This window comes from Acinetobacter sp. P1332 (assembly GCF_044057475.1).
Classification (GTDB): domain Bacteria; phylum Pseudomonadota; class Gammaproteobacteria; order Pseudomonadales; family Moraxellaceae; genus Acinetobacter; species Acinetobacter johnsonii.
In genome coordinates this window covers 3290170-3314607 of record NZ_CP171157.1, presented here as the reverse complement: position 1 = coordinate 3314607, position 24438 = coordinate 3290170, and the positions used below count along the sequence as shown (strand labels likewise).

The 24438-nt window shown below is 43.9% G+C and carries 23 protein-coding genes and 1 riboswitch; of the genes, 12 read left to right on the top strand and 11 right to left on the bottom strand.

The features are described from left to right. Positions 1-37: 37 nt before the first annotated feature. The 3 genes from ACFN7Z_RS16295 to xerD form a co-directional block, all read right to left on the bottom strand. Complete coding sequence (locus tag ACFN7Z_RS16295; RefSeq protein ID WP_010325700.1) at positions 38-1342, bottom strand: homoserine dehydrogenase; 1305 nt, start codon at positions 1340-1342, stop codon at positions 38-40. A gap of 129 nt (positions 1343-1471) precedes the next feature. After that, entirely contained in the window at positions 1472-2281 is an 810-nt protein-coding gene (locus ACFN7Z_RS16290) for a DsbC family protein (protein WP_010325701.1), read from the bottom strand. 126 nt (positions 2282-2407) lie between these two features. Further along, positions 2408-3325, bottom strand: coding sequence for a site-specific tyrosine recombinase XerD (gene xerD, locus ACFN7Z_RS16285; protein ID WP_010325702.1), 918 nt, complete (start codon positions 3323-3325; stop codon positions 2408-2410). Positions 3326-3504: 179 nt separating this feature from the next. Here xerD and ACFN7Z_RS16280 point away from each other — a divergent pair, with 179 nt between their 5' ends. The 5 genes from ACFN7Z_RS16280 (at position 3505) to ftsW (ending at position 8622) form a co-directional block, all read left to right on the top strand. After that, entirely contained in the window at positions 3505-3765 is a 261-nt protein-coding gene (locus ACFN7Z_RS16280) for a FeoA family protein (protein ID WP_010325703.1), read from the top strand. After that, positions 3762-5621 (top strand): ferrous iron transporter B, encoded by a 1860-nt coding sequence (locus ACFN7Z_RS16275; protein WP_010325704.1) that lies wholly within the window; start codon positions 3762-3764, stop codon positions 5619-5621. The genes ACFN7Z_RS16280 and ACFN7Z_RS16275 overlap by 4 nt, the downstream gene beginning before the upstream one ends. 27 nt (positions 5622-5648) lie before the next feature. Further along, positions 5649-5900 (top strand): DUF6587 family protein, encoded by a 252-nt coding sequence (locus ACFN7Z_RS16270; RefSeq protein WP_010325705.1) that lies wholly within the window; start codon positions 5649-5651, stop codon positions 5898-5900. Positions 5901-6059: 159 nt separating this feature from the next. Continuing rightward, the gene (gene murD, locus ACFN7Z_RS16265) at positions 6060-7406 is read left to right on the top strand and encodes a UDP-N-acetylmuramoyl-L-alanine--D-glutamate ligase (protein WP_010325706.1); all 1347 of its coding nucleotides are present in this window, start codon (positions 6060-6062) and stop codon (positions 7404-7406) included. 19 nt (positions 7407-7425) lie between these two features. Further along, complete coding sequence (gene ftsW / locus ACFN7Z_RS16260; RefSeq protein ID WP_010325707.1) at positions 7426-8622, top strand: putative lipid II flippase FtsW; 1197 nt, start codon at positions 7426-7428, stop codon at positions 8620-8622. A 215-nt stretch (positions 8623-8837) separates the two neighbouring features. Here the strand turns inward: ftsW and gluQRS are convergent, their stop codons facing one another. The 6 genes from gluQRS to ACFN7Z_RS16230 all read right to left on the bottom strand — a co-directional run bounded on the left by gluQRS (position 8838) and on the right by ACFN7Z_RS16230 (position 15287). Further along, positions 8838-9758 carry a tRNA glutamyl-Q(34) synthetase GluQRS gene (gene gluQRS / locus ACFN7Z_RS16255; protein ID WP_228127590.1) on the bottom strand — a complete coding sequence of 307 codons (921 nt, stop codon included), beginning with the start codon at positions 9756-9758 and terminating at the stop codon, positions 8838-8840. A gap of 2 nt (positions 9759-9760) precedes the next feature. Continuing rightward, on the bottom strand, positions 9761-10288 hold the full coding sequence (gene dksA / locus ACFN7Z_RS16250) for an RNA polymerase-binding protein DksA (protein WP_004692816.1): 528 nt from the start codon (positions 10286-10288) through the stop codon (positions 9761-9763). Positions 10289-10497: 209 nt separating this feature from the next. Further along, positions 10498-11295 carry a 3',5'-cyclic-AMP phosphodiesterase gene (gene cpdA / locus ACFN7Z_RS16245; protein ID WP_010325709.1) on the bottom strand — a complete coding sequence of 266 codons (798 nt, stop codon included), beginning with the start codon at positions 11293-11295 and terminating at the stop codon, positions 10498-10500. A gap of 10 nt (positions 11296-11305) precedes the next feature. Continuing rightward, entirely contained in the window at positions 11306-11926 is a 621-nt protein-coding gene (locus ACFN7Z_RS16240; protein WP_010325710.1) for an NUDIX domain-containing protein, read from the bottom strand. Between the two features lie 75 nt (positions 11927-12001). Beyond that, positions 12002-13894, bottom strand: coding sequence for a phosphomethylpyrimidine synthase ThiC (gene thiC / locus ACFN7Z_RS16235; RefSeq protein WP_010325711.1), 1893 nt, complete (start codon positions 13892-13894; stop codon positions 12002-12004). Positions 13895-14038: 144 nt separating this feature from the next. Continuing rightward, a riboswitch (TPP riboswitch) is annotated at positions 14039-14166 on the bottom strand. A gap of 68 nt (positions 14167-14234) precedes the next feature. After that, positions 14235-15287: a hypothetical protein gene (locus ACFN7Z_RS16230; protein ID WP_010325712.1), complete on the bottom strand. Its 1053-nt coding sequence runs from the start codon at positions 15285-15287 to the stop codon at positions 14235-14237. Between the two features lie 280 nt (positions 15288-15567). On the opposite strand from ACFN7Z_RS16230, the gene ACFN7Z_RS16225 reads away from it, so the two are divergent. Both ACFN7Z_RS16225 and phoU read left to right on the top strand, forming a co-directional pair. Then, the gene (locus ACFN7Z_RS16225; protein ID WP_010325713.1) at positions 15568-16896 is read left to right on the top strand and encodes a TolC family outer membrane protein; all 1329 of its coding nucleotides are present in this window, start codon (positions 15568-15570) and stop codon (positions 16894-16896) included. Between the two features lie 89 nt (positions 16897-16985). Next, a complete protein-coding gene (phoU, locus tag ACFN7Z_RS16220) occupies positions 16986-17702 on the top strand; it encodes a phosphate signaling complex protein PhoU (RefSeq protein ID WP_004692799.1) in 717 nt (238 codons plus the stop codon). A 404-nt stretch (positions 17703-18106) separates the two neighbouring features. Here phoU and ACFN7Z_RS16215 read toward each other — a convergent pair whose 3' ends face one another. Together ACFN7Z_RS16215 and argH are read right to left on the bottom strand one after the other, a co-directional pair. Next, positions 18107-18379 (bottom strand): oxidative damage protection protein, encoded by a 273-nt coding sequence (locus ACFN7Z_RS16215; RefSeq protein ID WP_010325715.1) that lies wholly within the window; start codon positions 18377-18379, stop codon positions 18107-18109. A 12-nt stretch (positions 18380-18391) separates the two neighbouring features. Further along, positions 18392-19825, bottom strand: coding sequence for an argininosuccinate lyase (gene argH / locus ACFN7Z_RS16210; RefSeq protein WP_010325716.1), 1434 nt, complete (start codon positions 19823-19825; stop codon positions 18392-18394). Between argH and ACFN7Z_RS16205 the strand changes: the two genes are divergently transcribed. The 5 genes from ACFN7Z_RS16205 (at position 19816) to ACFN7Z_RS16185 (ending at position 24434) form a co-directional block, all read left to right on the top strand. Then, positions 19816-20970 carry a sensor histidine kinase gene (locus ACFN7Z_RS16205; RefSeq protein WP_029574923.1) on the top strand — a complete coding sequence of 385 codons (1155 nt, stop codon included), beginning with the start codon at positions 19816-19818 and terminating at the stop codon, positions 20968-20970. The two genes, argH and ACFN7Z_RS16205, sit on opposite strands and share 10 nt — an antisense overlap. Before the next feature lie 51 nt (positions 20971-21021). After that, the gene (locus ACFN7Z_RS16200) at positions 21022-21762 is read left to right on the top strand and encodes a LytTR family DNA-binding domain-containing protein (RefSeq protein ID WP_010325718.1); all 741 of its coding nucleotides are present in this window, start codon (positions 21022-21024) and stop codon (positions 21760-21762) included. 120 nt (positions 21763-21882) lie between these two features. Next, positions 21883-22803 (top strand): hydroxymethylbilane synthase, encoded by a 921-nt coding sequence (gene hemC, locus ACFN7Z_RS16195; protein ID WP_010325719.1) that lies wholly within the window; start codon positions 21883-21885, stop codon positions 22801-22803. 12 nt (positions 22804-22815) lie between these two features. Further along, a complete protein-coding gene (locus tag ACFN7Z_RS16190; RefSeq protein WP_010325720.1) occupies positions 22816-23595 on the top strand; it encodes a uroporphyrinogen-III synthase in 780 nt (259 codons plus the stop codon). Continuing rightward, positions 23592-24434, top strand: a complete 843-nt coding sequence (locus ACFN7Z_RS16185; RefSeq protein ID WP_010325721.1) for a hypothetical protein — start codon at positions 23592-23594, stop codon at positions 24432-24434. Before ACFN7Z_RS16190 ends, ACFN7Z_RS16185 begins: the two co-directional genes overlap by 4 nt. The last annotated feature ends 4 nt before the right edge of the window (positions 24435-24438 follow it).

Sequence of the window (24438 nt, the reverse complement as noted above, 5' to 3'; positions counted from 1 at the left end):
GGTGAGGAAGAGAAGAGCGTTCTTTTCCTCAACCCGATTAATTATCAAGCGATTCTAAACGAATTCGCACGATTTCGCCATGAATGACGGGTAAGGCTTGAATTTGAGCAAGTGCCTCGTCCATTTTTGATTCAACGACTGGATCAGTCAAAATCACGATTGGAATAAGGTCTTTTAAGCGTGGTTGTTGCATGATGGCATCGATACTGATGCCTGCACGACTGAGAATCGTGGTTACATCGGCCAAGACGCCAGTTTGATCTTCTGCATTAATCCGAATGTAATAACCTGTAGTCATTTCTTCACGGCTTAAAATGGGCACATTGGTCAGTGCTTCGAAAGCCAATTGTGGAATCGTTCCAGCACCATCTTCGGTATAAGAGATATCACGGACGATATCAATGACATCTGCAACGACCGCAGAAGCGGTTGGGCCCGCGCCTGCGCCTGCGCCATAGTACAGGGTTGGACCGACAGCATGGGCTTGTACCAAGACAGCATTTTTAACACCGTTGACATTGGCAATCAGTTCTTCCGCAGGGATCAAGGTTGGGTGAACTCGAAGTTCGATGCCATTCGCTGCGCGGCGCGCAATCCCCAAGTGCTTAATACGGAAACCCAGCTCTTCAGCATATTTCACATCTTGTGCTGTGATTTTACTGATGCCTTCGGTATAGACTTTGTCAAACTGTAGCGGAATACCAAAAGCACACGATGCTAAAATCGTGAGTTTATGTGCAGCATCAATGCCTTCGACATCAAAAGTTGGATCAGCTTCGGCATAACCCAGCTCTTGTGCTTCTTTGAGCACATCGGCAAAAGCACGACCTTTTTCACGCATTTCAGTCAGAATAAAGTTGCCTGTACCATTGATGATACCCGCTAACCAATTAATCTTGTTTGCAGCTAGACCTTCGCGCATCACTTTAATGATGGGAATGCCCCCTGCAACCGCAGCTTCATAGGCGATTTGCACGGCATTGTCATCCGCCAATTTGAATAGCTCATTACCATGTTCAGCAAGTAAAGCTTTGTTCGCGGTGACGACTTGTTTACCATGCAAAATGGCTTCTTTAATCACTTCATATGCAGGATGGATGCCACCCATCACTTCAACCACAACATCGACATCAGGCTGACGCACAATGTCGAGTAAGTCAGCACTTTGCTTGACCTCATCGCCTAAATCTAAGTCTGGACGAGGGCGGCGTGTGCCGACATAGGTAATTTGAATTTCACGACCGGTGCGACGTTTAATCTCAGCAGCATTTTCTTTTAGTAGTTTAAGGGCACCACCACCCACAGTACCAAGACCGAGGATTGCCAGACGAACTGGTTTCACGTCACACTCCAATTTACTTATATATATTGAACCAAGCCTAGATCATAGCTAAAAAAACTGTGAGACTCTAGGAAAGAAATCATTTTATGTTTAACTATAAATATTAGTTAAATAACAAATAAAAATTAGTTATTTAAGGCGATTTAATAATTCACTTGGGGCCAAATAGCCACCGAGATATTCACCATCTTCATTGTAGATCGCAGGTGTCCCATTTACGCCCATGTTCAGACCCAACTGGTATTGATCTCGCACTGGATTTTTACAGGTCGCTGGTGGAAGTTGAGCACCTGAAATCGCTTGATCAAAGGCAGCTTGACGGTCTGCACTACACCACACACTTTCCATGGCTGGCATGAACTGTTCGCCACGCGGCCATGCAATGTAACGCACTTCAATGCCTTGAGCTGTGATTTCAGGGATATGCTCGTGCAGTTTATGGCAGTATGGACAGCTGGCATCGGTAAAGACATAAACCACATGTTTGGTCTTGTCTTTGGCTTTATAAACCAGTAGGTCTTCAGTTTTGAGCCCTGCTAGAAGCTTTTTGTTGGCTTCAGCTTGCAGGTTGTCGCTGACGTTGTGGAGTGTTTTATCGCCCAAGCGAATCACATCACCTTGGATAATATATTTACCATCTGCCGTGGTATAAACCGAGCTCATCCCTTCAAGATTGACCCAAAATAAATTTGGCACTTCAGTGGTTTTGATATCGATGATTTTGGCATTGATATTGGCTGTTTTGAAATGCTTTTGAAGAGTGTCAATTAAACGTTGCTTTGCATTGCGTTCCGTCAAAGTCGACGCTTCACCTGTGGCTGGTGCACTTGCCGTTAAAGAGTCTTGTTTTTTTTCTTCAGTGTTATTTGAACATGCTGTAAATAGAACACTTGAAGCAATGGCACAGGCAATGAACAATGGTTTACGGGTAAATAACATAGATAACCCTTTTTCTTTTGACTTTATAAAAACAGAGCGCCAAGCATAGCAAAAAAAGTACAGGACTCGGTAATACTTCGTAGTCTTCGTGCTAAAAACAGCCTTAAGTTATGGATGATCAAGACCTTAAGCCCTTGGGTGATGGCTGGCATGTAGTTGTTGCATACGCACTTGTGCGACATGGGTGTAAATTTGTGTCGTGGACAGATCACTATGTCCCAATAACATTTGTACCACACGCAAGTCAGCACCGTGATTGAGTAAATGCGTTGCAAAAGCATGTCGTAAGGTGTGTGGAGATAGTTCAGCCTGAATCCCTGCTTGTAAGGCATAGCGTTTAATGGCGTACCAAAAGTTTTGCCGACTCATAATGCCGCCATGTTGAGTTAAAAATAGATAGTCAGTTGCAGATTTATATAATTGCGGACGGGATTCAATTAAGTATTTTTCGACCCATTCCACTGCGATTTGCCCCAAAGGTACCAGTCTTTCTTTATTGCCCTTACCCGTAATCCTTAAATAGCCTTGTTTCAAATTGATTAAGTCTAGGCGTAGATTCAGTAGCTCAGATACACGTAAACCACAGGCATACAACACTTCAAACATGGCACGATCACGGAGTCCGAGAGCGGTTTCAATATCTGGAGCTTGGATTAAGGCATCCACGTCTTGCTCAGACAAATCTTTAGGCAGTGCACGGCCAATTTTGGGTGTTTTATGTAGTGCGACAGGGTTGTCTGAACGCAGTTTTTGTTCCCGTAGAAACTTAAAAAAAGAACGCAGAGCAGACAGACAGCGCGCAATGGAGCGCGGGCTTTTGCCTTGCTTGGTGAGGGTCAGCAGAACATCGGCGACATCGTCACTGCTCCATTCAGGCATGCTCACCCGACTACACTCGCTGCACTGCAATAAGTCAGAGAGATAAGCATTTCGGGTGTGTGGGCTGACGGTTTGTGCAATGAGATAATCTTTAAAGCCGTGTAAAAAACTGAGCTGAGTTGGAATTTGAACAGGCGCAGGCACACGCGGTTTTTTATTTAACATAAAGCTCTCAAGCACATCATCACGGAAAGACAAAACAAGGAATAGGGGTTTTATTCAATGTAGTGTAATCATTCTCGCTTGTCGATGTGTTATAACAGATGCGAATCATTATCGAATCTGATTTGGTAATTATTCTCATTTGTTTGTATACTGTTCAAAATATTAAAGGGTTGGATGCGGTGCGTTTATCTGATTTAAAAGTCAAACAAACTGCCATCATTAACAAAGTGAATCATACTTTGGATGGCGAAGCTCAGACTGATTTGGTGGCTAGTCGTCTTGAAACATTAGGCTTTGTCGCAGGTACAAAAGTACAGGTGATTACCAAAGGTGTTTTTGGTGGCGATCCAATTTTAATCCAAGTGGGTTTTACACGTTTCGCCTTAAGAAAAGTTGAAGCTGAAAAAATTGAAATTCAAGTCGAAGGAGCACCTAGATGAGTGATGCCTTGCGTGTTGCCCTTGTAGGTAATCCAAACTGCGGTAAAACTTCGTTATTTAACCATCTCACTGGAACGCGCCAAAAAGTAGGTAACTATGCGGGTGTTACGGTTGAGCGTAAAGTTGGTCAATTTACTCTTCCTTCAGGTCAAGCAGTTCGCGTTCTGGATTTGCCAGGGACGTATAGCTTGGATGCGACTAGCCCTGATGAAATGATTACCCGTGACGTGGTGATGGGGAAAATTGCAGAAGAAGGTCAGCAAGATGCTTTCTTATGTATCGTTGATGCAACTAACCTCAAACTTCACCTCGGTTTAGTGATTGAACTGATTGCATTGGGCCGTCCAATGTTAATCGTTTTAAACATGATGGATGAAGCACGTCGCCGTGGCATGCAAATCAATACCCAAAAGCTTTCTGAGCGCTTGGGTGTACCGATCGTTGAAACCGTTGCGGTGCGTAATTCGGGTATTGAAAGCTTGCTCAGTGCTTTAGAGCAGGGCAAATATGCCGTGCCTTATACCGAGTTGACGGGCTTAAAAGGCGACACTGCACATGAGAAAGTAGAAAATTTATTACATGATGCCGTGCAGTACGTCGATGAAGAAGACAAGCGAACTGATTTTCTGGATAAGATTTTTCTACATCCAGTTTTGGGGCTAGTTAGCCTTGCAGTAATGATGTTTATTGTCTTCCAAGCCGTTTTTTCTTGGGCAGCGCCGTTTATGGATGGGATTGAAACCTTCTTTGGCTGGCTGGGTGAAACCATCGGTGGGTCAATTAGCCACCCTTTACTTAACAGTTTGGTGGTAGACGGGATTATTGCGGGTGCGGGTGGTGTCGTGGTGTTCTTGCCGCAGATTTTAATTTTGTTCTTCTTTATCTTGGTATTGGAAGAGTCGGGTTATTTACCGCGTGCCGCGTTTTTGCTAGATAAGCTGATGTTTAAAGCAGGTCTTTCTGGGCGTGCCTTTATTCCGCTCTTGTCTAGCTTTGCCTGCGCAATTCCGGGCATCATGGCATCGCGTACCATTAGTGATCCGCGTGACCGTTTGACTACGATTTTTGTGGCACCGTTAATGACGTGTTCTGCACGTTTACCTGTATATGCCTTGTTAATTGCTGCTTTTATTCCTGAACAAACTGTTTGGGGGATTTTTAATCTGCAAGGTTTAGTGTTGTTTGCTTTATATATGGCCGGGATTGTCAGTGCACTGTGTGTATCTTTCGTTCTGAAATTCTTCCAGAAAGACAAGTCACAACATATGTTGATGATGGAGTTACCAAGCTATCGTTTCCCTGACTTGAAGAATATTTGGATTGGTTTACTTGACCGTGCCAAGATCTTCTTGCGTCGCGTGGGTGGCATCATTTTCGCGTTGTCTATTTTGCTGTGGTTCTTATGTACCTTCCCGCAAGCTCCTGAAGGCGCGACTTTACCTGAAATTGATTATTCATTTGCCGGTATGCTCGGTCATTTACTGCAACCGATTTTTGCACCGCTGGGCTTCAACTGGCAGATTTGTATTGCCTTGATTCCAGCCATGGCTGCTCGTGAAGTGGTGGTGGCAGCTTTAGGTACGGTATATGCCTTATCCGCTGTTGATGAAGATGCCATGTCACAAGGTTTGGCTTCACTGATCAGTAGTGGCGGTGAGCTCGGCTGGTCGGTGGCGACTGGTCTGTCTTTATTGGTGTGGTTTATTTATGCACCGCACTGTTTGGCGACTTTAGCAACGGTCAAACGTGAAACAGGTTCATGGAAAACCGTGAGTTTTATGACCATTTACTTGTTTGGTTTGGCTTATTTAATGTCATTCCTGACCTATCAAATTGCAACGCACTATTTGGGCTAATCGGCGTAAATAGGCGAGGAGATTGAGATGATTGAAATTCTAATTGTTGCTGCTCTAGTGATCTGGAGTGCAGTGGTGGTATTTAAGAAAGTATTTCCTAGGACATCGGGTTCAGTTTTCATGTCCTTGTCCGCGCTGTGTGAGGCTCGTGGTTGGACACGTTTAGCGATGTGGTTAAAGCCGTCAATGGCTGGCGGTTGTGGCGGAAACTGTGCCTGCCCAGCAACAGAAGACCGCAATACGAAAAAGCCTGAAGTCCAAGCGGTGAAATGGAAATAAAACGATTTTTGCTCACAAATAAAAAAGCCGTCCAAGAGGGGCGGCTTTTTTACGCACTGACACAAAAAAAGTGCAGGAAAGTCAAAACAGAAAAAGCATTCAAAACAGCAAAGTGCTAACATTTCCGCAGATAAATCTCAGACCAAGCATGGGGCGAAAATGTTAATACAACGTGGTGGACTTAAGGTCGTTGCAGGGCTCGGCATTTCTGGTGTTGCAGCGGTCAATTTTTTACATAACCAAGGCTACCGCGTTGCAGTAACGGACTCCCGATCGACTCCGCCCGGTCATGACCAAATTCCAGCAGAGGTACAAACCAGTTTTGGTCAGTTTGACGCAGAACTGTTGTTGTCTGCTGAAGAAATCGTTATTAGCCCTGGGCTCGATCCGAAACTACCTGAAATTCAAGCTGCGATTGCCAAAGGCATTCCCGTGGTGAGTGAAATTCAAATCCTACGTCGTGCAACTGACAAGCCAATCATGGCCATTACTGGGTCTAATGCAAAAAGTACTGTGACGACCTTGATTGGTCTGATGGCTGAACATGCAGGCGTGAAAGTCGCGGTAGGCGGTAACCTTGGTCGCCCAGCGTTGGATTTAACCAAAGATGAGCCAGATTTATACATTTTAGAGCTATCCAGCTTTCAGTTAGAAACCACTTCAAATTTACAAGCTGAAGTTGCGGTGGTGCTGAATATGAGTGAAGATCATCTTGACCGTCATGGCGATATGATGGGCTATCACACCGCGAAGCATCGCATTTTCCAAGGCGTGAAAAAAGTCGTTCATAACCGTGATGACTCACTTACTCGTCCTTTAGTGCCTGATGCTACGCCAATGCAAAGCTTTGGTTTAAATGCACCTGATATGAATCAGTACGGTGTATTAAGAGATGACGATGGTACGATCTGGTTAGCCCGTGGCCGCACACGTTTATTGAACAGTGCAGAGATGTATATTCAAGGTACACACAATGTTGCCAATGCTTTGGCCTGTTTGGCTTTGGGTGAGGCAATCAACTTGCCACTGGAGTCGATGTTGGAAACACTGAAAAGCTTTAAAGGCTTAGAGCATCGCTGTGAGTTTGTGAAAGAAGTTGAGGGTGTGCGCTACTATAATGACTCTAAGGGCACCAATGTAGGCGCAACACTGGCTGCGATTGATGGTCTAGGTGCTGCGATTGAAGCCAAAGGTGGTAAGGTCGCGATCATTTTAGGTGGTCAAGGCAAAGGACAAGATTTTAGTGCTTTACGTGAGGCTTTGAGCAAATACGTGAAAGTGGCTGTGTTGATTGGTGAAGATGCGGCGTTAGTTGAACAAGCTGTGGTAGGAACAACCACCTTACTGCATGCTGAGACTTTAGAGCAGGCAATTGCACTTTGCCAAGCCCATACCCAAGCCCATGATGTCGTGTTATTGTCACCTGCATGTGCAAGTTTTGATATGTTCAGTGGTTACCCACAGCGCGGACATCAGTTTGTCGCTTGTGTGCAAGAACTCCACTAAAAATAATAAGGAAATTGAGATGGCTGAGTTTGCTCAGACAACGATCAATAAAATTAACCAGTTTTATAGCCGTTGGGCGCCGCGTGTACCCAGCGAAGTGACACCGCGTAATGTGTTGATCTTTTGCGTCATTGCTTTGTTGTGTTTAGGCTCGATCATGGTTGCATCTGCGTCGATGCCTTATGCTGAACGCCTTCATGAGAATTCATTTCACTATGTCCTTCGTCACGGGATTTCAATCGCGGTGGCGGGCGTTTTGGCCTATGCGGTATACCGAGTTCCGCTCAATGTTTGGTTCAATAACACCTTCCCACTGTGGATCTTGACCATCTTACTGCTGGCTGCCGTATTGGTTGTTGGTACCGAGGTTAATGGTTCGACCCGTTGGATTCGTGTTGCGGGCTTCACCTTGCAGGCTTCTGAGGTCGCCAAAGTAATGATGGCGATTTTCACAGCGGACTATGTGGTACGCCGTGCCGAAGAAGTAAGAAATAACATCAAAGGCTTGATCCGTCTCGGTATTATTATGCTGTTGACGGTGGGTTTGATTATTGCGGAGCCTGACTTGGGGGCAACCGTGGTGATTAGTTTGATGATGCTCGGTATCTTTTTCCTTGCTGGCGCGCCGTTGATTCAGTTTGGTATGGCTTTTGGTGCAATCTTTGCGGCCTTTGTCTTTCTGATTGTATTTGAGCCTTACCGTTTTGAACGTCTAATGTCTTTCTCAAACCCTTGGGAAGATCCGCTAGGTACTGGTTACCAGCTTTCCAATGCCTTAATGGCTTTTGGGCGTGGTGAATGGTTTGGTGTAGGGCTTGGCCACAGTGTACAGAAAATGGCCTACTTGCCTGAAGCGCATACCGACTTCATGTTGGCCATTTTAGGCGAAGAGTTTGGCTTTTTCGGGATCACTACGGTCTTAATTCTGTCCTTTACCATGTTGCTGTGCTGTATCAAAGTGGGTCATCGTGCCTTGAAGAATCAGTACCTGCGTGCGGGTTATTTGGCATATGGGGTATCGATTATTTTCTTACTGCAAATTTTGGTAAACGCAGGTATGAATATGGGCATGCTGCCAACCAAAGGTTTGACCCTACCTTTCATTAGTTATGGTGGTTCATCACTGATTATGTGCGCAGTGATGATCAGTTTGATTTTGAAAATTGATGCAACCACACAAAGTGCCAATCCAACCAAAGAAGAATCCAGCTTCTAAGCCGGTTGTTCTTTCATCACGCTATCTGCAGACGAAACTCACTTTTCGTTATGCGGATAGCGTTTGAGCCCTTCCTAAATTGTGTTTCTCATCAGCGTATTTATGCATCATTCTTTCATGATGAATGTGACTGTAATAATCTAATTTTTTGAATTTTCTTCAATTGAAACGTTGCGCGCTATGCGTAGTGTTGAGTTTCTGCCGCGATGGTTTTGCTATAAATAGATACCGTGCAGGGTAGTACGGTGCGGAATCAGTGAAACATCCCATTGTGCAATGGCTTGTTGCAACATTCGTTTAGGATGGTCTAGTTCGACAACTGGCTGATTTAGTGCGCGTATTGCTTGAGCGAGTAGAGCTGGTGCTTGGTTAAGATCCAGCGCTTGTGCCATATTTTGTTTAGACAATTTTTGCCCTTGATTATTCATGGCTAAAGGCAGGTGCATATAGCTAAGACGTGGGTAATCTAGCAGCTGACCTAAATAAATTTGTCGCTCGGTATTATCCAATAGATCTGCACCACGAACCACATGGGTGATGCCTTGTAGGTAGTCATCTACCACGACCGCTAATTGATAGTTGATAATGCCATCGCGGCGTTTCAGTACAAAGTCACCGAGCTCATGTGCCAGTTGTGAGCAGTGTCGGCCTTGCAGAGCATCATCAAAACAAATCTCGACATCTTCTACTTTGACGCGAATGGCTTGTTGCTCAAAAGGCAGAGCAAGGTCACGGCAGGTGCCTGCATAAATGTGGTTAGAACCGAGCATTTTGCGGGTGCACTGACAGGCATAGACCAGTTTGAGTTGATGCAGTTGCTGAATCACGTCTTCATATAGGTCGAGACGATCTTTTTGGAATATGATCTCCGCATCGGGCTGAAAGCCGAAAGCCTCGATACAATGCAAGATATGGCTTTCACTGCCGGGGTAAATACGCGGGATATCGGTATCTTCAATACGAACCAACCATGTGCCTTGATGTGCTTTAGCTTCGCAATAACTGGCAACGGCGGTGATGAGTGAACCAAAATGCAAAGGGCCGGTTGGCGATGGCGCAAACCGACCCACATAAGCCATCCTGTTGTCCCCCTCCTTATGTAAAGGAGGGGTTGGGGGAGGATTATTGAATAACATGATTAACCGTTATTTTGCTTCTCTTTGATTTCTGCCAGTGTTTTGCAGTCAATACATAAAGTTGCTGTTGGACGGGCCTCTAAACGGCGCAGACCAATTTCGATACCACAGGTTTCACAGAAACCATAGTCATCGTTTTTAATCGCTTCAATTGATTGCTCGATTTTGCGGATGAGTTTACGTTCACGGTCACGTGTACGTAATTCAATTGCAAACTCTTCTTCTTGTGTCGCGCGGTCATTCACATCAGGCAAAGCGGTGTTTTCGTCTTGCATGGTGTTGAGTGTGCGGTCAACTTCTGACATCAGCTCTGCTTTCCATGCCAACAAAATTTGGCGGAAGTGCTCAAGCTGACCTTCAGACATGTATTCTTCATTTTTTTTCGGCTGATAAGGTTCAATACCAAATAAGCTTGCAGTAGAACCACCGTCAGTCGCTTTAGGCTTAGTTTTGCGCACACGTTTTGTAGATTTTTCATCTACAACATCAGTTTGTTCGTCTAAGACAGTATTTTGGTTGTCATTCGCCATTTAGGGCAATCCTCATCATATACGTATCTTTAATACGCAAAAAATATGGTGATATGCAAGTGTTTTTATCCACCCTCGAGGAGATTCACCCTCGGGGGTCGTCATCATATAGACTTTTTAAGTATTTTGATAGTCTTTGATGTTTGGATTAAATTGATCACTTTTTCGTAAGAGCAACTAAGGTAATTGAAAACGATAAAAATGAAAAGTTAATAACCTGAAATTTCAACATTTATTTTTTGCTGTGCGTGTAAGACACGTTCTACGTGGGTTTCATGGCTGCCATCTGCGTTTAATTGTAAAATACGATAACCTGGTGCTTGCTCATCTAAGGCGAAATGATCGCTTAAAGGTTTAAATTGGACACTGGTAGACGGCGTCGAGTAAAACTGAATACCATGCCACTCACGCCATGATTCTTGATGGACATGTCCCGACAGCACAATTTTGACATTGTGGTATTTCGCAAGAACCGCAGTGAGGTCTTGGGTGTTCTTGAGTTTATGTTGATCAATCCATTTTGACTGCATTTCAAAAGGATGATGATGACAGGCAATCACAATGTGTTGCTGGGCAAATTCTTGTAGGATCTGTTCCAGTTGGTTCAATTGTGCTTCATCGACCCAGCCATCGATTTTACCTTTGACAGCACTATTGAGTAAAACCACGCTCCAAGGGCCAAAGTGAATCACATGAACTTTGTTTTGTTGCTGATGAAAAGGGAAGTGTTCGGCATTGTCATGATTGCCCGGAACCTGATAAAACGGCGTCTTTAAACTCTGCATAAAGTCTAAATAGCGTTGATAGGTTCGAGGCACAGGTACTTGTGCCAAGTCACCCGTATGGACGATAGCATTCAGTTGTGGATGACGTTCCACAATGTGTTGTATTACATGATGAAAGCTTTGCTCTGGATTCATACGTACAAACTCCAGATGATCTTGATCCATCAAGTGCGTATCTGAAATTTGGATAATGGTCCAATTTTTCTCATTATTTAAAGTCATGCCTGACCCCTTAGACATTCCTTGTCGTTTTAATCTGTTGTTGTAGCCATTGCAAGGCCATTATGACAGGCGCATTTCTGAGCCGACCATTGGAAAGTAATGTATCGATCTGCGCATAATCAATCAGGTGTAATAAAATATTTTCACCTTCATCGGGCATACCAAATACACCACCTTGTTCGGGTAAATCGGCCGCAGCACTATACAGATGAAACAGTTCCGCACAGGCACCTGCAGAAGGGTAAAAGCTAAACAGATGTTGTAAGTGTTCAATCTGACAGCCTGATTCTTCTAATGCTTCACGGCGAATACAGCTTTCAGGTGATTCATCACCATCGAGTACTCCCGCAATAATCTCCAGCTGCCAAGCTGAATCTTGATCATCCATAGCACCAATACGAAACTGTTCAATCAAGGCAAATTTTTGTTGTGCATCATCATAAATTAAGACACCTGCCGCTTCAGGGCGCTGAATAAGCTCACGTGAAATCACAGCGGTGTACTCAGCTTGATTAAACAGGCGATGACGTAAATTTACTTTTTCTACTTGAACAAAACCCTGAAAAACAAAGGCTCTGTCTACAATTTGGACATCTTCACGGTGATATGTAGCTTGCTTAATTATGTTCATAAAGCGCAATCAGGATGAAATTTATCATTTCATCCTAACTGAGAATCGCATGATTACAAAAGGTTTTTTATCAGCTTACACTTTTTGGTACAAGTTTTGTCCGCTTGCATGGAATTGTTTTTTCATGCTATCGAGACCGGTTTCGACCTCTTCTTGCTGAATTTTATTCAGTGCAGCGTTTTGCTGGTTTTGTGCATAATCACGCACGTTTTGTGTGATTTTCATCGAGCAAAACTTGGGACCGCACATCGAACAGAAGTGCGCAGACTTGTGCGCTTCCTTCGGCATGGTTTCATCATGCATGCTACGCGCCGTGTCTGGATCAAGGCTGAGATTAAACTGATCTTCCCAGCGGAATTCAAAACGTGCTTTAGACAGAGCATTGTCACGAACTTGCGCACCCGGATGACCTTTGGCCAAATCTGCCGCATGTGCTGCAATTTTATAGGTGATGATGCCATCTTTGACGTCTTTCTTGTTCGGCAGGCCCAAGTGTTCTTTTGGCGTGACATAGCACAACATGGCAGTCCCATACCAACCAATCATCGCCGCACCAATCGCAGAAGTAATATGGTCATAACCCGGTGCAATATCGGTGGTTAATGGCCCTAAAGTGTAGAAGGGCGCTTCTTGGCAGACTTCAAGTTGTAGATCCATATTTTCTTTGATCATATGCATAGGCACATGCCCTGGACCTTCAATCATCACTTGCACATCATGTTTCCATGCACGATGGGTCAACTCACCTAAAGTGCGTAATTCAGAGAACTGTGCTTCGTCATTGGCATCTTGGATACACCCTGGACGTAGGCCATCGCCGAGGCTGAATGACACATCATAGGCTTTCATGATTTCGCAGATTTCATCGAAATGCGTATAGAGGAAGTTTTCTTGATGATGGGCCAAACACCACTGTGCCATGATCGAACCGCCACGAGACACGATACCAGTGAGGCGATTCGCCGTCATTGGAACATAACGTAATAAGACGCCTGCATGGATGGTGAAATAGTCTACGCCTTGCTCCGCTTGTTCGATCAGCGTGTCTTTGAAGATTTCCCACGTCAGGTCTTCAGCCACCCCATCAACTTTTTCTAAAGCTTGATAGATAGGTACGGTACCAATCGGAACAGGTGAGTTACGGATAATCCACTCACGCGTTTCATGGATGTTCTTCCCTGTGGAGAGGTCCATGATGGTGTCTGCACCCCAACGAGTTGCCCACGTCATTTTTGCGACTTCTTCATCGATTGAAGAGCCTAGAGCCGAGTTACCAATATTGGCATTGATTTTCACCAAGAAGTTTCGGCCAATGATCATGGGTTCAATTTCAGGGTGGTTAATATTGGCAGGAATAATGGCACGCCCTTCAGCCACTTCTTTGCGCACAAATTCAGGCGTGATTTCCATCAGGTTATGCGCACCAAAGTTTTGCCCCGCGTGTTGACGTGCATCGACCCCTTCACGTTGACGCTGATTTTCACGAATAGCGATGTATTCCATTTCAGGAGTAATGATGCCTTGTTTGGCATAATGCATCTGCGTGACATTGTGACCTGCTTTGGCGCGACGTGGTTTCTGGATGTGAGCAAAACGAATATCAGCGGTACGTATATCTCGTAAACGTTCTTGACCAAAGCTTGAGCTCAGGCTATCTAACATTTCGGTATCGTTGCGCTCTTCAATCCAATTTTCGCGAACATTCGGTAGACCTTTGTTCAGATCAATACTGACATTGGTATCGGTATACACACCAGAGGTGTCATACACCATCACTGGTGGATTATACTCACCGCCTAAGCCTGTTGGGGTTTCGGTCAGTTCAATCTCACGCATGGGGACTTGAATGTCTGGGCGTGAACCTTGGATATAAACTTTTTTAGAGGCAGGCAAGATACGGGTCAGATCTTTGGCATCTTGTTCATGTTGTGCTGAAATTTCAGCGGAAAGATTCGTTAACTGGTTCATTGCAATGATCCTTATGAATGACATCAACGAATCAAGCACGACCAAAAACGATGGCAATTGAAGCTATTTCTGTGTGTTGTTAATTTGATGATACAAATGCAACGGATGTATTTCTACTGGAAATAGTTCAATGAAAGGCGTTCAGTTTTTAGATGGCTTGATTCCTACGCAGGTCTTAACCTGATCAGGTTCAACGGTACTCAGCTTCAAAACTTTATTGAAAAGTCTTAGCTGATCTCAGCGAGCAATTACTCGCGCTCCGTCAAGCGATGCATCATCTTAACATGCAATGTTGTTAAAAACAGCGACCTTTTTATTCAAAGTGTGAAAGGAGATATGTTCAACGTTCTAAGCAAATGGCATCGCTTAAGCAGTCTTTGCCTTGATCGGGTTGGACCATGCGCAATTGGATAAAATGCGCCAATTGTCTTTGTAAGAGTTGATCTGCACCTAGGCGCTGCGCATGGGCGGAAGCAGGCAAGATGATTTGAGCCGCTCTTTGTTCAGGGCTGAGTTTCACGAACTTTAAAAATAAGCGCGCTTGATCCGTCACACTTGAATTTTTTAATTCGGCTAGGTGCTCAATTTCTTCCAAATAATTGCTTTGCACGGTATAGCCGTCGTAAATGCGTTGAGCATCCAGTCCGATAAACAAGAGGGTGCTATATAGGTTCAACAGATGACGTGCATCTTGGTGGTAGCTACTTTTTGGGTATTGCTGTAAATAACTTTCCCAATACAGCGCACGATCCACAATTTCTTTGGCATCAATTTTGACCTGACTTCCAATCACGGCAGGGTATTGATTCTGTGTTGCCAGATGTTCAATAAACTCTTGCTCTGCGACAGGGAGATAAGGCGCAAAAATTTTGGCTAAATATTCAGGGCTACGGCGGTAATGCACTTGTCCTTCGCCTGCATCAAACAGCTCGACATAAGACTGCCCTTGGTGTTTGATGAGGTATTGGTCGCGAATGGTGAGTTGCTCAAAAAGACTTTGTTGAATGGTCGGATGTTGAGCCATTTCTAGGGCATAGCTTTCAAAAGCGCGCTGCTGTTGCGGCGTACGTTCAACCGATAAAAAGTCATGGTACATTTTATTGGATAAACCCAATAAATGCTTTTGTTGTTGAAAGCCGAGTAAAGGTAAACACAGCTTAAGATCTTGATTGATTTGCTCTAGAGCAAAAGTCGTACGTTGTGCATCTATTTCCGACATGTTTTTATCAATTTTTTGGCACAAGTCGGTTAAGTCCAAGGTTTGAGTCGAAGATGCTTCTATTTGTGCGGGCTCTTGAAAGCTGACAGGTTCAGGTTTCTGACAGGCAGCCAACAGCGCACACATAAAAATCAGTGCGTAAGGTTTAAGCGAAAATAAAGAAGAATGATTCACAGCGACTCGATCAAAAAACTCAGTTCAGCGACAACACAGTAGAGAAACTCCTTTTCTCCGTGGCTCATTTTATAGGGGGAATGGAATTTTTAATGTGTAGTATTGTGAATGAGTTTGTTGAACGGGCTATGACACTATTCAATATTTACTTCATAATGAACAGATTAGTGCGCGCTATTGTAACCAGTGCAATAAAAAATATACGAAAATAATGACAACTCGTTTTAGTATAGCGTTGCTTAGAACGAGGCCAGTGAGGCGGAAAGGTGGACCAAAAACAATGAAGATTAAATGTGTTCTGGCCAGCTGTGTGTTGTTTTTCGCGCCGTGGAGTCATGCCTTGGATTTGGTCGACGCATTACAACGCGCCAAAGTCAATGATCCTAACTGGCAAGCCAATTTACTCCAATATGAAGCAGATCAACTCAATTTAGGCATTGCTCAAGGTAACTTACTACCTACTATTAGTCTGTCTGGCAATGTGACTCGAAAAAATCAACCCATTGGGCAGGTGAGTTCGGTTCTTTCCATGCCCGATACGACCATCACCAAACAAGTGGCGATTACGGCGCGCCAACCCCTTTTTCGTTGGGATGCGTGGGAAGGATTGAAACAAGTCAAGACCTCCCTCAGTTTAAGTGAAGTCAATTTACAGCTACAGCGTCAGCAGCACATTTTAGCGGTGACGGAAGCCTATTTTAATGTACTGCGCCAACAAAGTTTAACCGCAGCCAATTTACAAGAAGAACAAGCCTTACTTGAACAACTGAATATGATGAATGCCAAACTCAGAGAGGGTTTGGTAGCAAAAAGTGATGTGAGTGAAGCTAATGCACAGTACCAAAGCGCACAAGCTAACCGCATTGCGACGCATGTACAACTGGTCTTGGCGCAGGAACAACTGGCGCAAATGATCGGGCCTTATCAAGAAAACTTGGCAGTGTTGCGAGAAGACTTTCAGTTTCAAAAGCCTTATCCAGCAGAGCTTTCGGCATGGACTAATTTGGCTCTCGCACAGAACTTAGGCATTCAGCAGGCACGCTTGCAACAGCGCTATGCTGAAGATCAAAAACGGGTTGAACAAGCTGCGTTGTATCCGCAAATTGAAGCTGTGGGAAGCTATGGTTATAGTGAGCAGACGCCTGAGAATATTATGTCGACCAAAGGCAACTTTGATCAGATTGGTATTGAGATGAATTGGAATGTCTATACGGGGGGGCGAACCAAGAAGTCGATTCAAAAAGCCGCTGTTAACGTCAAAAAATCTGAAGCCGAATTGGATGCCGCTATCCGTAAAGCCAACACCGAGGTGAAAAAGTCTTATTTGCAAGTGGAAACAGACCAAGCCAAGTTGCAAGCACGTAAAGCTGCTATGGAGTCATCCAGCCTCGTCTCTCGTGCCTCCCAAGCGCAGTATCAAGAGGGCTTAAAAACCATGGTCGATGTTTTGCTGGCACAGCGCAATGCCTTTTCGGCCAAGCAAGATTATGTCAATACCAAGTATGACTATCTGATCAATGTCTTGCATTTAAAGGCATCTGTGGGTAAGTTGACTGAACAAGATATTCAAGAAATGAATGCATGGTTGGTGGACAAAGCACGCTTATAAAAGGGTCTTGTCATCAAATCTTCACAATTGCTATGCTTTAATATCGCTCAATCTTTAGTCCCTCATGATGTTGCTGTGGAGTGCGTCCTTTGCCAAATAGTCCTGTTTTAAACCATCACATTTCTTCGCAGTTCAATGAAGATTTGCAGGATGTGAACACTAAATTTATGACCATGGGTGGTTTGGTAGAGCAACAAGTGGCAAATGCAATTCATGCGCTACTCGACACCGATGCCAACTTAGCGGTCGATGTTCAGTTTAAAGACAATGCGGTGAATCAGCTCGAACGTGAAATTGATGAAGCTTTGACCTTGATTTTGGCGCGTCGTCATCCTGCTGCGATTGATTTGCGTATGGTGATTGCGATGTCGAAAGCCAATACCGACCTAGAGCGTATTGGTGATGAAGCTGCGAAAATTGCTCGTATTGCGCAAAGCTTATGTGAAGATGGTGAATCCCCTCGCGGTTATATGGAAACGCGTCATATTGGTAACCAAGTCCGTGTCATGATTCATGATGCCCTAGATGCTTTTGCACGTTTAGATGCAGAACAAGCGCTACGTGTGATGATGGCCGATGCTGATATTGACCGTGAATATCAGTCTGCAACACGTACTTTAATGACTTATATGATTGAAGACCCACGTCATATTGCCCGTGTGATTAATGTGATGTGGGTATTGCGTTCATTGGAGCGGATTGGCGATCATGCGCGTAATATCTCTGAGCAAGTGATTTACATGGTGAAAGGTTTAGATGTGCGTCATACCAGTTTTGAAGAGGTTGAAAAACATATCCAAAAATAAAAAATAGCGTATCTTATTTTTCAAGCACAACTTCGGTTGTGCTTTTTAATGGTTGTTTAATTTTTAGATAAAAAAAATCTCAGACTTTGGGGGAAATCTGAGACTAAAATCGGGGATATTTATCGTTATAGATAAGAGGTTTCCCTCTATCCTTGAATGTTATTATAGGAAAGATGTTTTTCTGCGTCATGTAGGTTCTTGTAGTGTAATGTTGAGTTTTGCAATGGTTGTGTAGCGCTATGTTTACACTTAATTATTTGGATACAAATAATCTCTTTATAACGTCATTGGGTCATCAATATTTCATCTATTTGGGGTTTGGTTAGACCTGTGCTTAGATAGAACATTGTATGAATAAAAAGAAAAGCCCCGATGTCGGAGCTTTTCAAATGTGCAACGCTTTATCACACCTCAGGCTTTAAGCCTTCTGCTTTTTCTAAGCTTTCATCATTGTTAAAGAACTTCTCACGTTGTTCTTCAAGAAACTTTTTCGCATCAGGTTCAAATACATTTAAGCGTTTTTCATTGATTAAAGTGGTTTGGTGCTTTAACCATTCTCCCCAAGCTTGCTTGGAGATGCTTTCAAAAAGTTCTTGGCCTTTTGCACCAGGAAACGGTGCAAAGTCTAAACCTTCCATTTCTGTTTGATATTTACGGCAAAAAACTTGTCGAGTCATATCTAGACGTCCTTATTGAGCATAAAGTTTTTCTAAACGTGCATGGGCACGTTCAATGGCAGCTTCTACTTGCGCAGGTGCAGTTCCACCAATGTGGTTACGTGCATTGACTGACGCTTCAAGGGTCAGCGCTTTTTCAAACACATCCGCTTGAATTAAATCAGAAAACTGTTGAAGTTGTTCTAAAGTTAATTCAGAAAGATCTTTTGATTCTTGAACACCTAAAGCAACGGCTTTACCCACAATTTCATGTGCATCACGGAAAGCCACGCCATTTTTTACAAGGTAATCAGCCAAGTCTGTTGCGGTTGAGAAACCACGCAGCGCTGCTTCACGCATGATGTCAATGTTTGGCACCAAAGCAGGAATCATGTCTGCAAAAGCCATGAGCGAGCCACGCACGGTATCGATCGCATCAAACAACGGTTCTTTGTCTTCTTGGTTGTCTTTGTTATACGCCAACGGTTGACCTTTCATGAGTGTTAACAAGCTCATCAGGTCGCCATAGACACGACCTGTTTTACCGCGCACTAATTCGGGCACATCTGGATTTTTCTTTTGTGGCATGATTGAAGAGCCAGTACAGAAACGGTCCGGAATGTTTACAAACTTAAACTGTGCAGACGTCCAAAGAATCAGTTCTTCTGACATACGTGATAAGTGCATCATGATCAGCGAAGCCGCAGCATTGAATTCAATACCGAAGTCACGGTCAGATACTGCATCAAGCGAGTTTTCAGAAACAGCTTCAAAACCCAGTAACTCTGCTGTAAATGCGCGGTCGATGGGGTAAGTGGTACCTGCCAGTGCTGCTGAACCTAAAGGCATACGGTTAGTACGTTTACGACAGTCAATGAGGCGCTCAGAGTCACGCACTAACATTTCAAACCATGCTAGTAGGTGGTGACCAAAAGTCACAGGCTGTGCTGTTTGTAAGTGGGTGAAGCCCGGCATAATGGTGTGCGTGTTTTGAGCAGCAATACTCAAAATACCTTTTTGTAATTTTTTTAGTAATTCTAAAATGGCATCGATCTCATCGCGGACATAGAGGCGAATATCGGTTGCCACTTGGTCATTACGGCTACGACCGGTGTGGAGCTTTTTACCTGTGATGCCAATCCGTTGAGTCAAACGTGACTCAATGTTCATGTGCACATCTTCTAGGTCAATACGCCATTCGAACTGACCCGCTTCGATTTCAGTTTGAATGGTGTTTAAGCCATTGATGATGTCATCGCGTTCTTGTTCAGTCAGAACGCCAACTTTTGCAAGCATGGTCGCATGAGCAATAGAACCTGCAATATCTTGTTTATAAAAGCGTTGGTCAAATTGTACAGATGCTGTAAATTCAGCAACAAAGGCATCAGTAGCTTCAGAGAAACGACCGCCCCACATACCCGAAGTTTGGGCTTGTGACGGATTTGAGGAATTAGAAGATGTGGTCATGTCGGCTCAATAAGATAAAAAGCGGTAGAACTCGCATGAGTATAACAAATTCAAGACAACTTGCCGAAGTTCAAGATGCGCAAAGTTTAACTTCCAGCATGGCTAAGCCAAATATCTCTTATTTATTTAGCAAAATCGTGCAATGGCCGCATTTGTTGGAATTATTTGTTGGGGGAAATTTGTTGGCCATGCTGTTGGCTTTGGCCGAGGCACAGTCTTGGTCAAACTTGGTGTTTGAGCATGTACTCGGTTATATGCTTTACATTAATTGGGTTTTACTGTCTTTTGCTGCGCTAATGCAATATGGACAAAAAAAGTTACAAGATTTGAGTCTGGGTATGACTTTATTGTCAGGCTTTTTTCTATTGCAGATCATTGTGTTGGTGACCACGCTCAGCCTTAATATACTGATCTTCTTTGGAGCTAATTTTAGTTTCAAAGGTTTGACTTCAGCCATCTTATGGAATGATGTGGCTTTGCATTTGGGTTATGGCTTGTTGTTAGGCAGCTTTTGTTTTCGTTATTTGTACCTAAGAGAGCAATGGTTTAGGCAGCAAAACAGTGAGCTGAATGCACGGGTACAGGCGATGCAAGCCCGTATCCACCCGCATTTTTTGTTTAATAGTTTAAATAATGTGATTAGCTTGATCGCGATTGATCCAGATAAAGCCGAACAGATGTTGCTCAATCTATCGCGTCTGTTTAGAGCCAGTTTCCAAGAACTCAAACTGGTCAAGCTCAGTGATGAAATTGAGTTGTGTCAGCGTTATTTGGCGATTGAGCAAATTCGCTTGGGAGATCGTTTACAGGTTGAATGGAAAATCGAGCATGCCGAATTGTGTAAGCAGGTACAAATTCCACTCTTAACTTTACAACCTTTACTTGAAAATAGTATTTTTCATGGTGTTGAAAAATTTTTAACTAAGAGTACGATAAGTGTACTGATTGAAATATTGCAAAATCAAGTTAATATCGTCATAACCAACCCATTTACAAAGGAAACAATTCATAAACGACAAGGACATGGTATTGCCATTGAAAATGTGAAGCAGCGTCTAGAAGCATATTTTGGGCGAACTGTGAGCTTTCAAACCTATGCAGGGGAGGGAATGTATACCACTGTTGTGCAGTATCAATATAAATAAGCCGCAGTGAACCTATAAAAATAAACAAGGTGACTGTTGGGGAGGAGATAAATGGACATCCTAATTTGTGATGATGAGCCTTTAGCAATCGAACGTTTGTCTAGATTGGTGAGTCAGCTCGGACATCAAGTGGTGGCAATAGCCTCACATGGTCAACAAGCAATTGAATTAACTCAACAATATGAACCAGATGTGGTGCTTTTAGATATTCAGATGCCAGAAATGGATGGTTTGACCTGTGCGCATTATTTGCGACAACTTGAGCCGATGCCTGCTTTGGTGTTTTGTACAGCTTATGATGAACATGCGCTCGATGCATTTAAGTCACATGCTGAAGGTTATTTATTAAAACCAGTGATGCAACAGGAATTGCAACAGGTGCTTGGTCACCTCACTAAATTAACCCAAGCTCAAATGAGCGAGATAAAACAAAAAGAAAATATGGACGAATTTAACGTAAAGCGACATCAAATCGCAGCGAAAACCTATCGTGGTGTGGAATTGGTGCCCATTGAAAATATTTATTATTTTTTGGCGGATCAAAAATATGTCACGGTACGCCATAAAAATGGCAGTGTCTTAATTGATGAAACCTTAAAAGACTTAGAGCATGAGTTTGGGGATGCCTTTATTCGTATCCACCGTAATGCTTTGGTTTCTGTTCATTTTTTAGAAGGACTTGAAGTGGTCAACTCTGGGCAGTATCAAGTGCGTTGCCGTGAGTTAGATGAGCGTCTAGCGGTGAGTCGACGACATTTGCCGGGCTTGCGTGAGCGCTTACATAGGCTTTAGCAGGCTAATGTAATTATTCTGCTGCTGATGATGAGATGGGACGCTTTGGGCTGAATACATTTCCAATGGGGGAAATTCAGTTTAAGATAGTTTCATTCTTATTGGCACATACTAAAATTTATGAAAACCCTAAAGATCGCTACTCGACAAAGCCCGCTTGCTCTTTGGCAAGCTGAACATATCCGTGCTCGTTTAGAAGCATTGCATGCGGGGCTCACAGTAGAGTTGGTGACTTTTGTTACCCAAGGGGACAAAATTTTAGATACACCATTGGCAAAAATTGGTGGCAAAGGTTTATTTGTCAAAGAGCTTGAAGCGGCTTTGTTGGATGGTCGTGCCGATTTGGCAGTGCATTCAATGAAAGATGTTCCGATGGCTCTGCCAGAGGGGTTATCACTGGCCGTGATTTGTGAGCGTGAAGATCCTTTAGATGCTTTTGTGTCGAATAGTTATGCGAATTTTGATGCATTGCCACAAGGGGCGAAGGTCGGCACTTCGAGTTTACGCCGTAAATGCCAAATTTTAAAACTACGACCTGACTTAGAGATTATCGATTTACGTGGCAACGTAGGAACGCGTTTATCTAAATTAGATGCGGGTCAGTACGATGCCATTATTTTGGCCAGTGCGGGATTAAAACGCTTGGGGTTGGCAGAACGTATTCGTCATACCATTCGACCTGAGTTGAGTTTACCTGCCGTGGGTCAGGGCGCTTTAGGGCTAGAGTGCCGTGCAAATGATCAAGCGGTATTGGATTTGATTCATCCTTTATTACATGTAGAAACCGATACCTGTGTTCGCGCTGAACGTGCTTTCAATGCTTATCTTGAAGGTGGATGTCAGGTACCCATTGCAGGCTATGCCACGTTAGCAGACAACATCATCCAGATCGAAGGGCGTGTGGGGAGTGTCGATGGGCAAACGCTCCTCAAAGCACAAGTGGCGGGTGATGCCGCTGAAGCTGAACATTTGGGGGTTGTCCTTGCACAAGAGTTATTGGCTCAAGGTGCAGGTGATTTACTCAAAGCCTTTTATCACTAATATTGCTTAACGATGCTGTTTATTAATACGCGCCCTATTGATCGCGCGGCAAGCCTCACGATGGCACTAGAGCAACAGGCTGTTGAGGTCTATCCATTGCCGTTACTGGAGTTGTTGCCTAGAGCATGGAGTCATGACCTAGAGCGCTTGTATCAGCAGCTAGTGTACACCCAAGTGATTGTGGTGGTCAGCCCTAGTGCTGTGCAGTTTGGTATGGCACATTTGCTGCAAAGCGGTTTAACGGTGTCTGATTTACAGCATATTCAATGGATTGCAGTCGGACAAAAAACAGCACAGGCTTTGGCCGAATATGGTTTGGGCAGTGTGGTGCCTGAGGTAGAAACCTCTGAAGGGATGTTACAACTGCCTGTTTTGCAGAACTTGGCCAGTGATGCGAGTATTGCATTTTGGCGAGGAGAAGGTGGGCGTCAGTTTATGATGGACACCTTAATGCAACACGGGCGTCTTATACTGAACTTTGTTTTGTATGAGCGTCGCTGTCCAAATGAAACGATGCAGCAACAGGCTGAATTAATTCAATGTTTATCAGAACATAATCACTACGTCGCACTGATCAGCAGTGAGGCCAGTTGGCTGAATTGGTTAGCTCTGCTGGACTCAAATATTCAGCTTCTGCAACAAGGACACTTTTTGGTGTTGGGTGAGCGTTTGGCACAGATCTTGAAGCAGTATCAACAGCAAATGCATGTGCCGTTTAAAATGAGTGTACTGAAAGATTTAAAGACAGCCACGATTGTACAGTTGTTACAAAGTGAGCAAGGGAACGCATGAAGAAGATTCTTATCATTGTATTGATGGCTGCATTGGCGTGGATTGCGAAGCTAAGTTATGACGTGTGGGGGCTGAGTACACAACAAGCTACTTTGCTCAATGAAATGCACCAAATCGAACAGCGCAGCGCCAATTTGAACGATCAAGTCGTGGCTATGCAGCGTCAAAAAGAAACTTTGAAACAAGACCCAACAGCAGCGAATGTGACGAGTAGCCAACCTGCCGAATTGGTGGTTGAGGGCATTGATCCAATTTTGTTTATTAAGCAACAACTGGACTTGGTTGAGTTTGCCTTAAAGCAACAGCAGTATGTGGTGGCCACCGATAAGTTAGCTTTTTTAGATATGCAGCTGGAAAAATATAACTTGGCTGTGGCGTTGAAGCAAAGTTTGCATCAGGTCATAGCGCGAGATATGCAAACCATTCATAAGTTTGTGGCTGAGCGCAAGGAGCAGCAAGCGCTGATTAATCGTCAGCTGCAACAGATTGATCAGGCCTTAAATCGAGAAATACAACAACCTCAGTTAAACACCACGCGCGATAGGTCTGAATCCTTTTGGAAGCAATGGTTTAGACTAGAATCTGCGCAAGCACCTGCAACAGCGTTAATGCAACGAAAAATCGTGCTTAAAGAAGCTCAGTTACGTTTATTGTTAGCACGCCAAGCCTTAGCTGCAGGGCAATATACCGAATATCAAAAAGACTTAACCGAAGTGATGCTGTTGATCCAACAACTTCCAGACCCTAAAGCCAAAGAGCTGCTGAAACAGCTGAATAAGCTGAAAACATTGGTGGTTGTCCCAACGCCTATTTTAACTACGCGTGCGTTGTTGGGGTAATGGA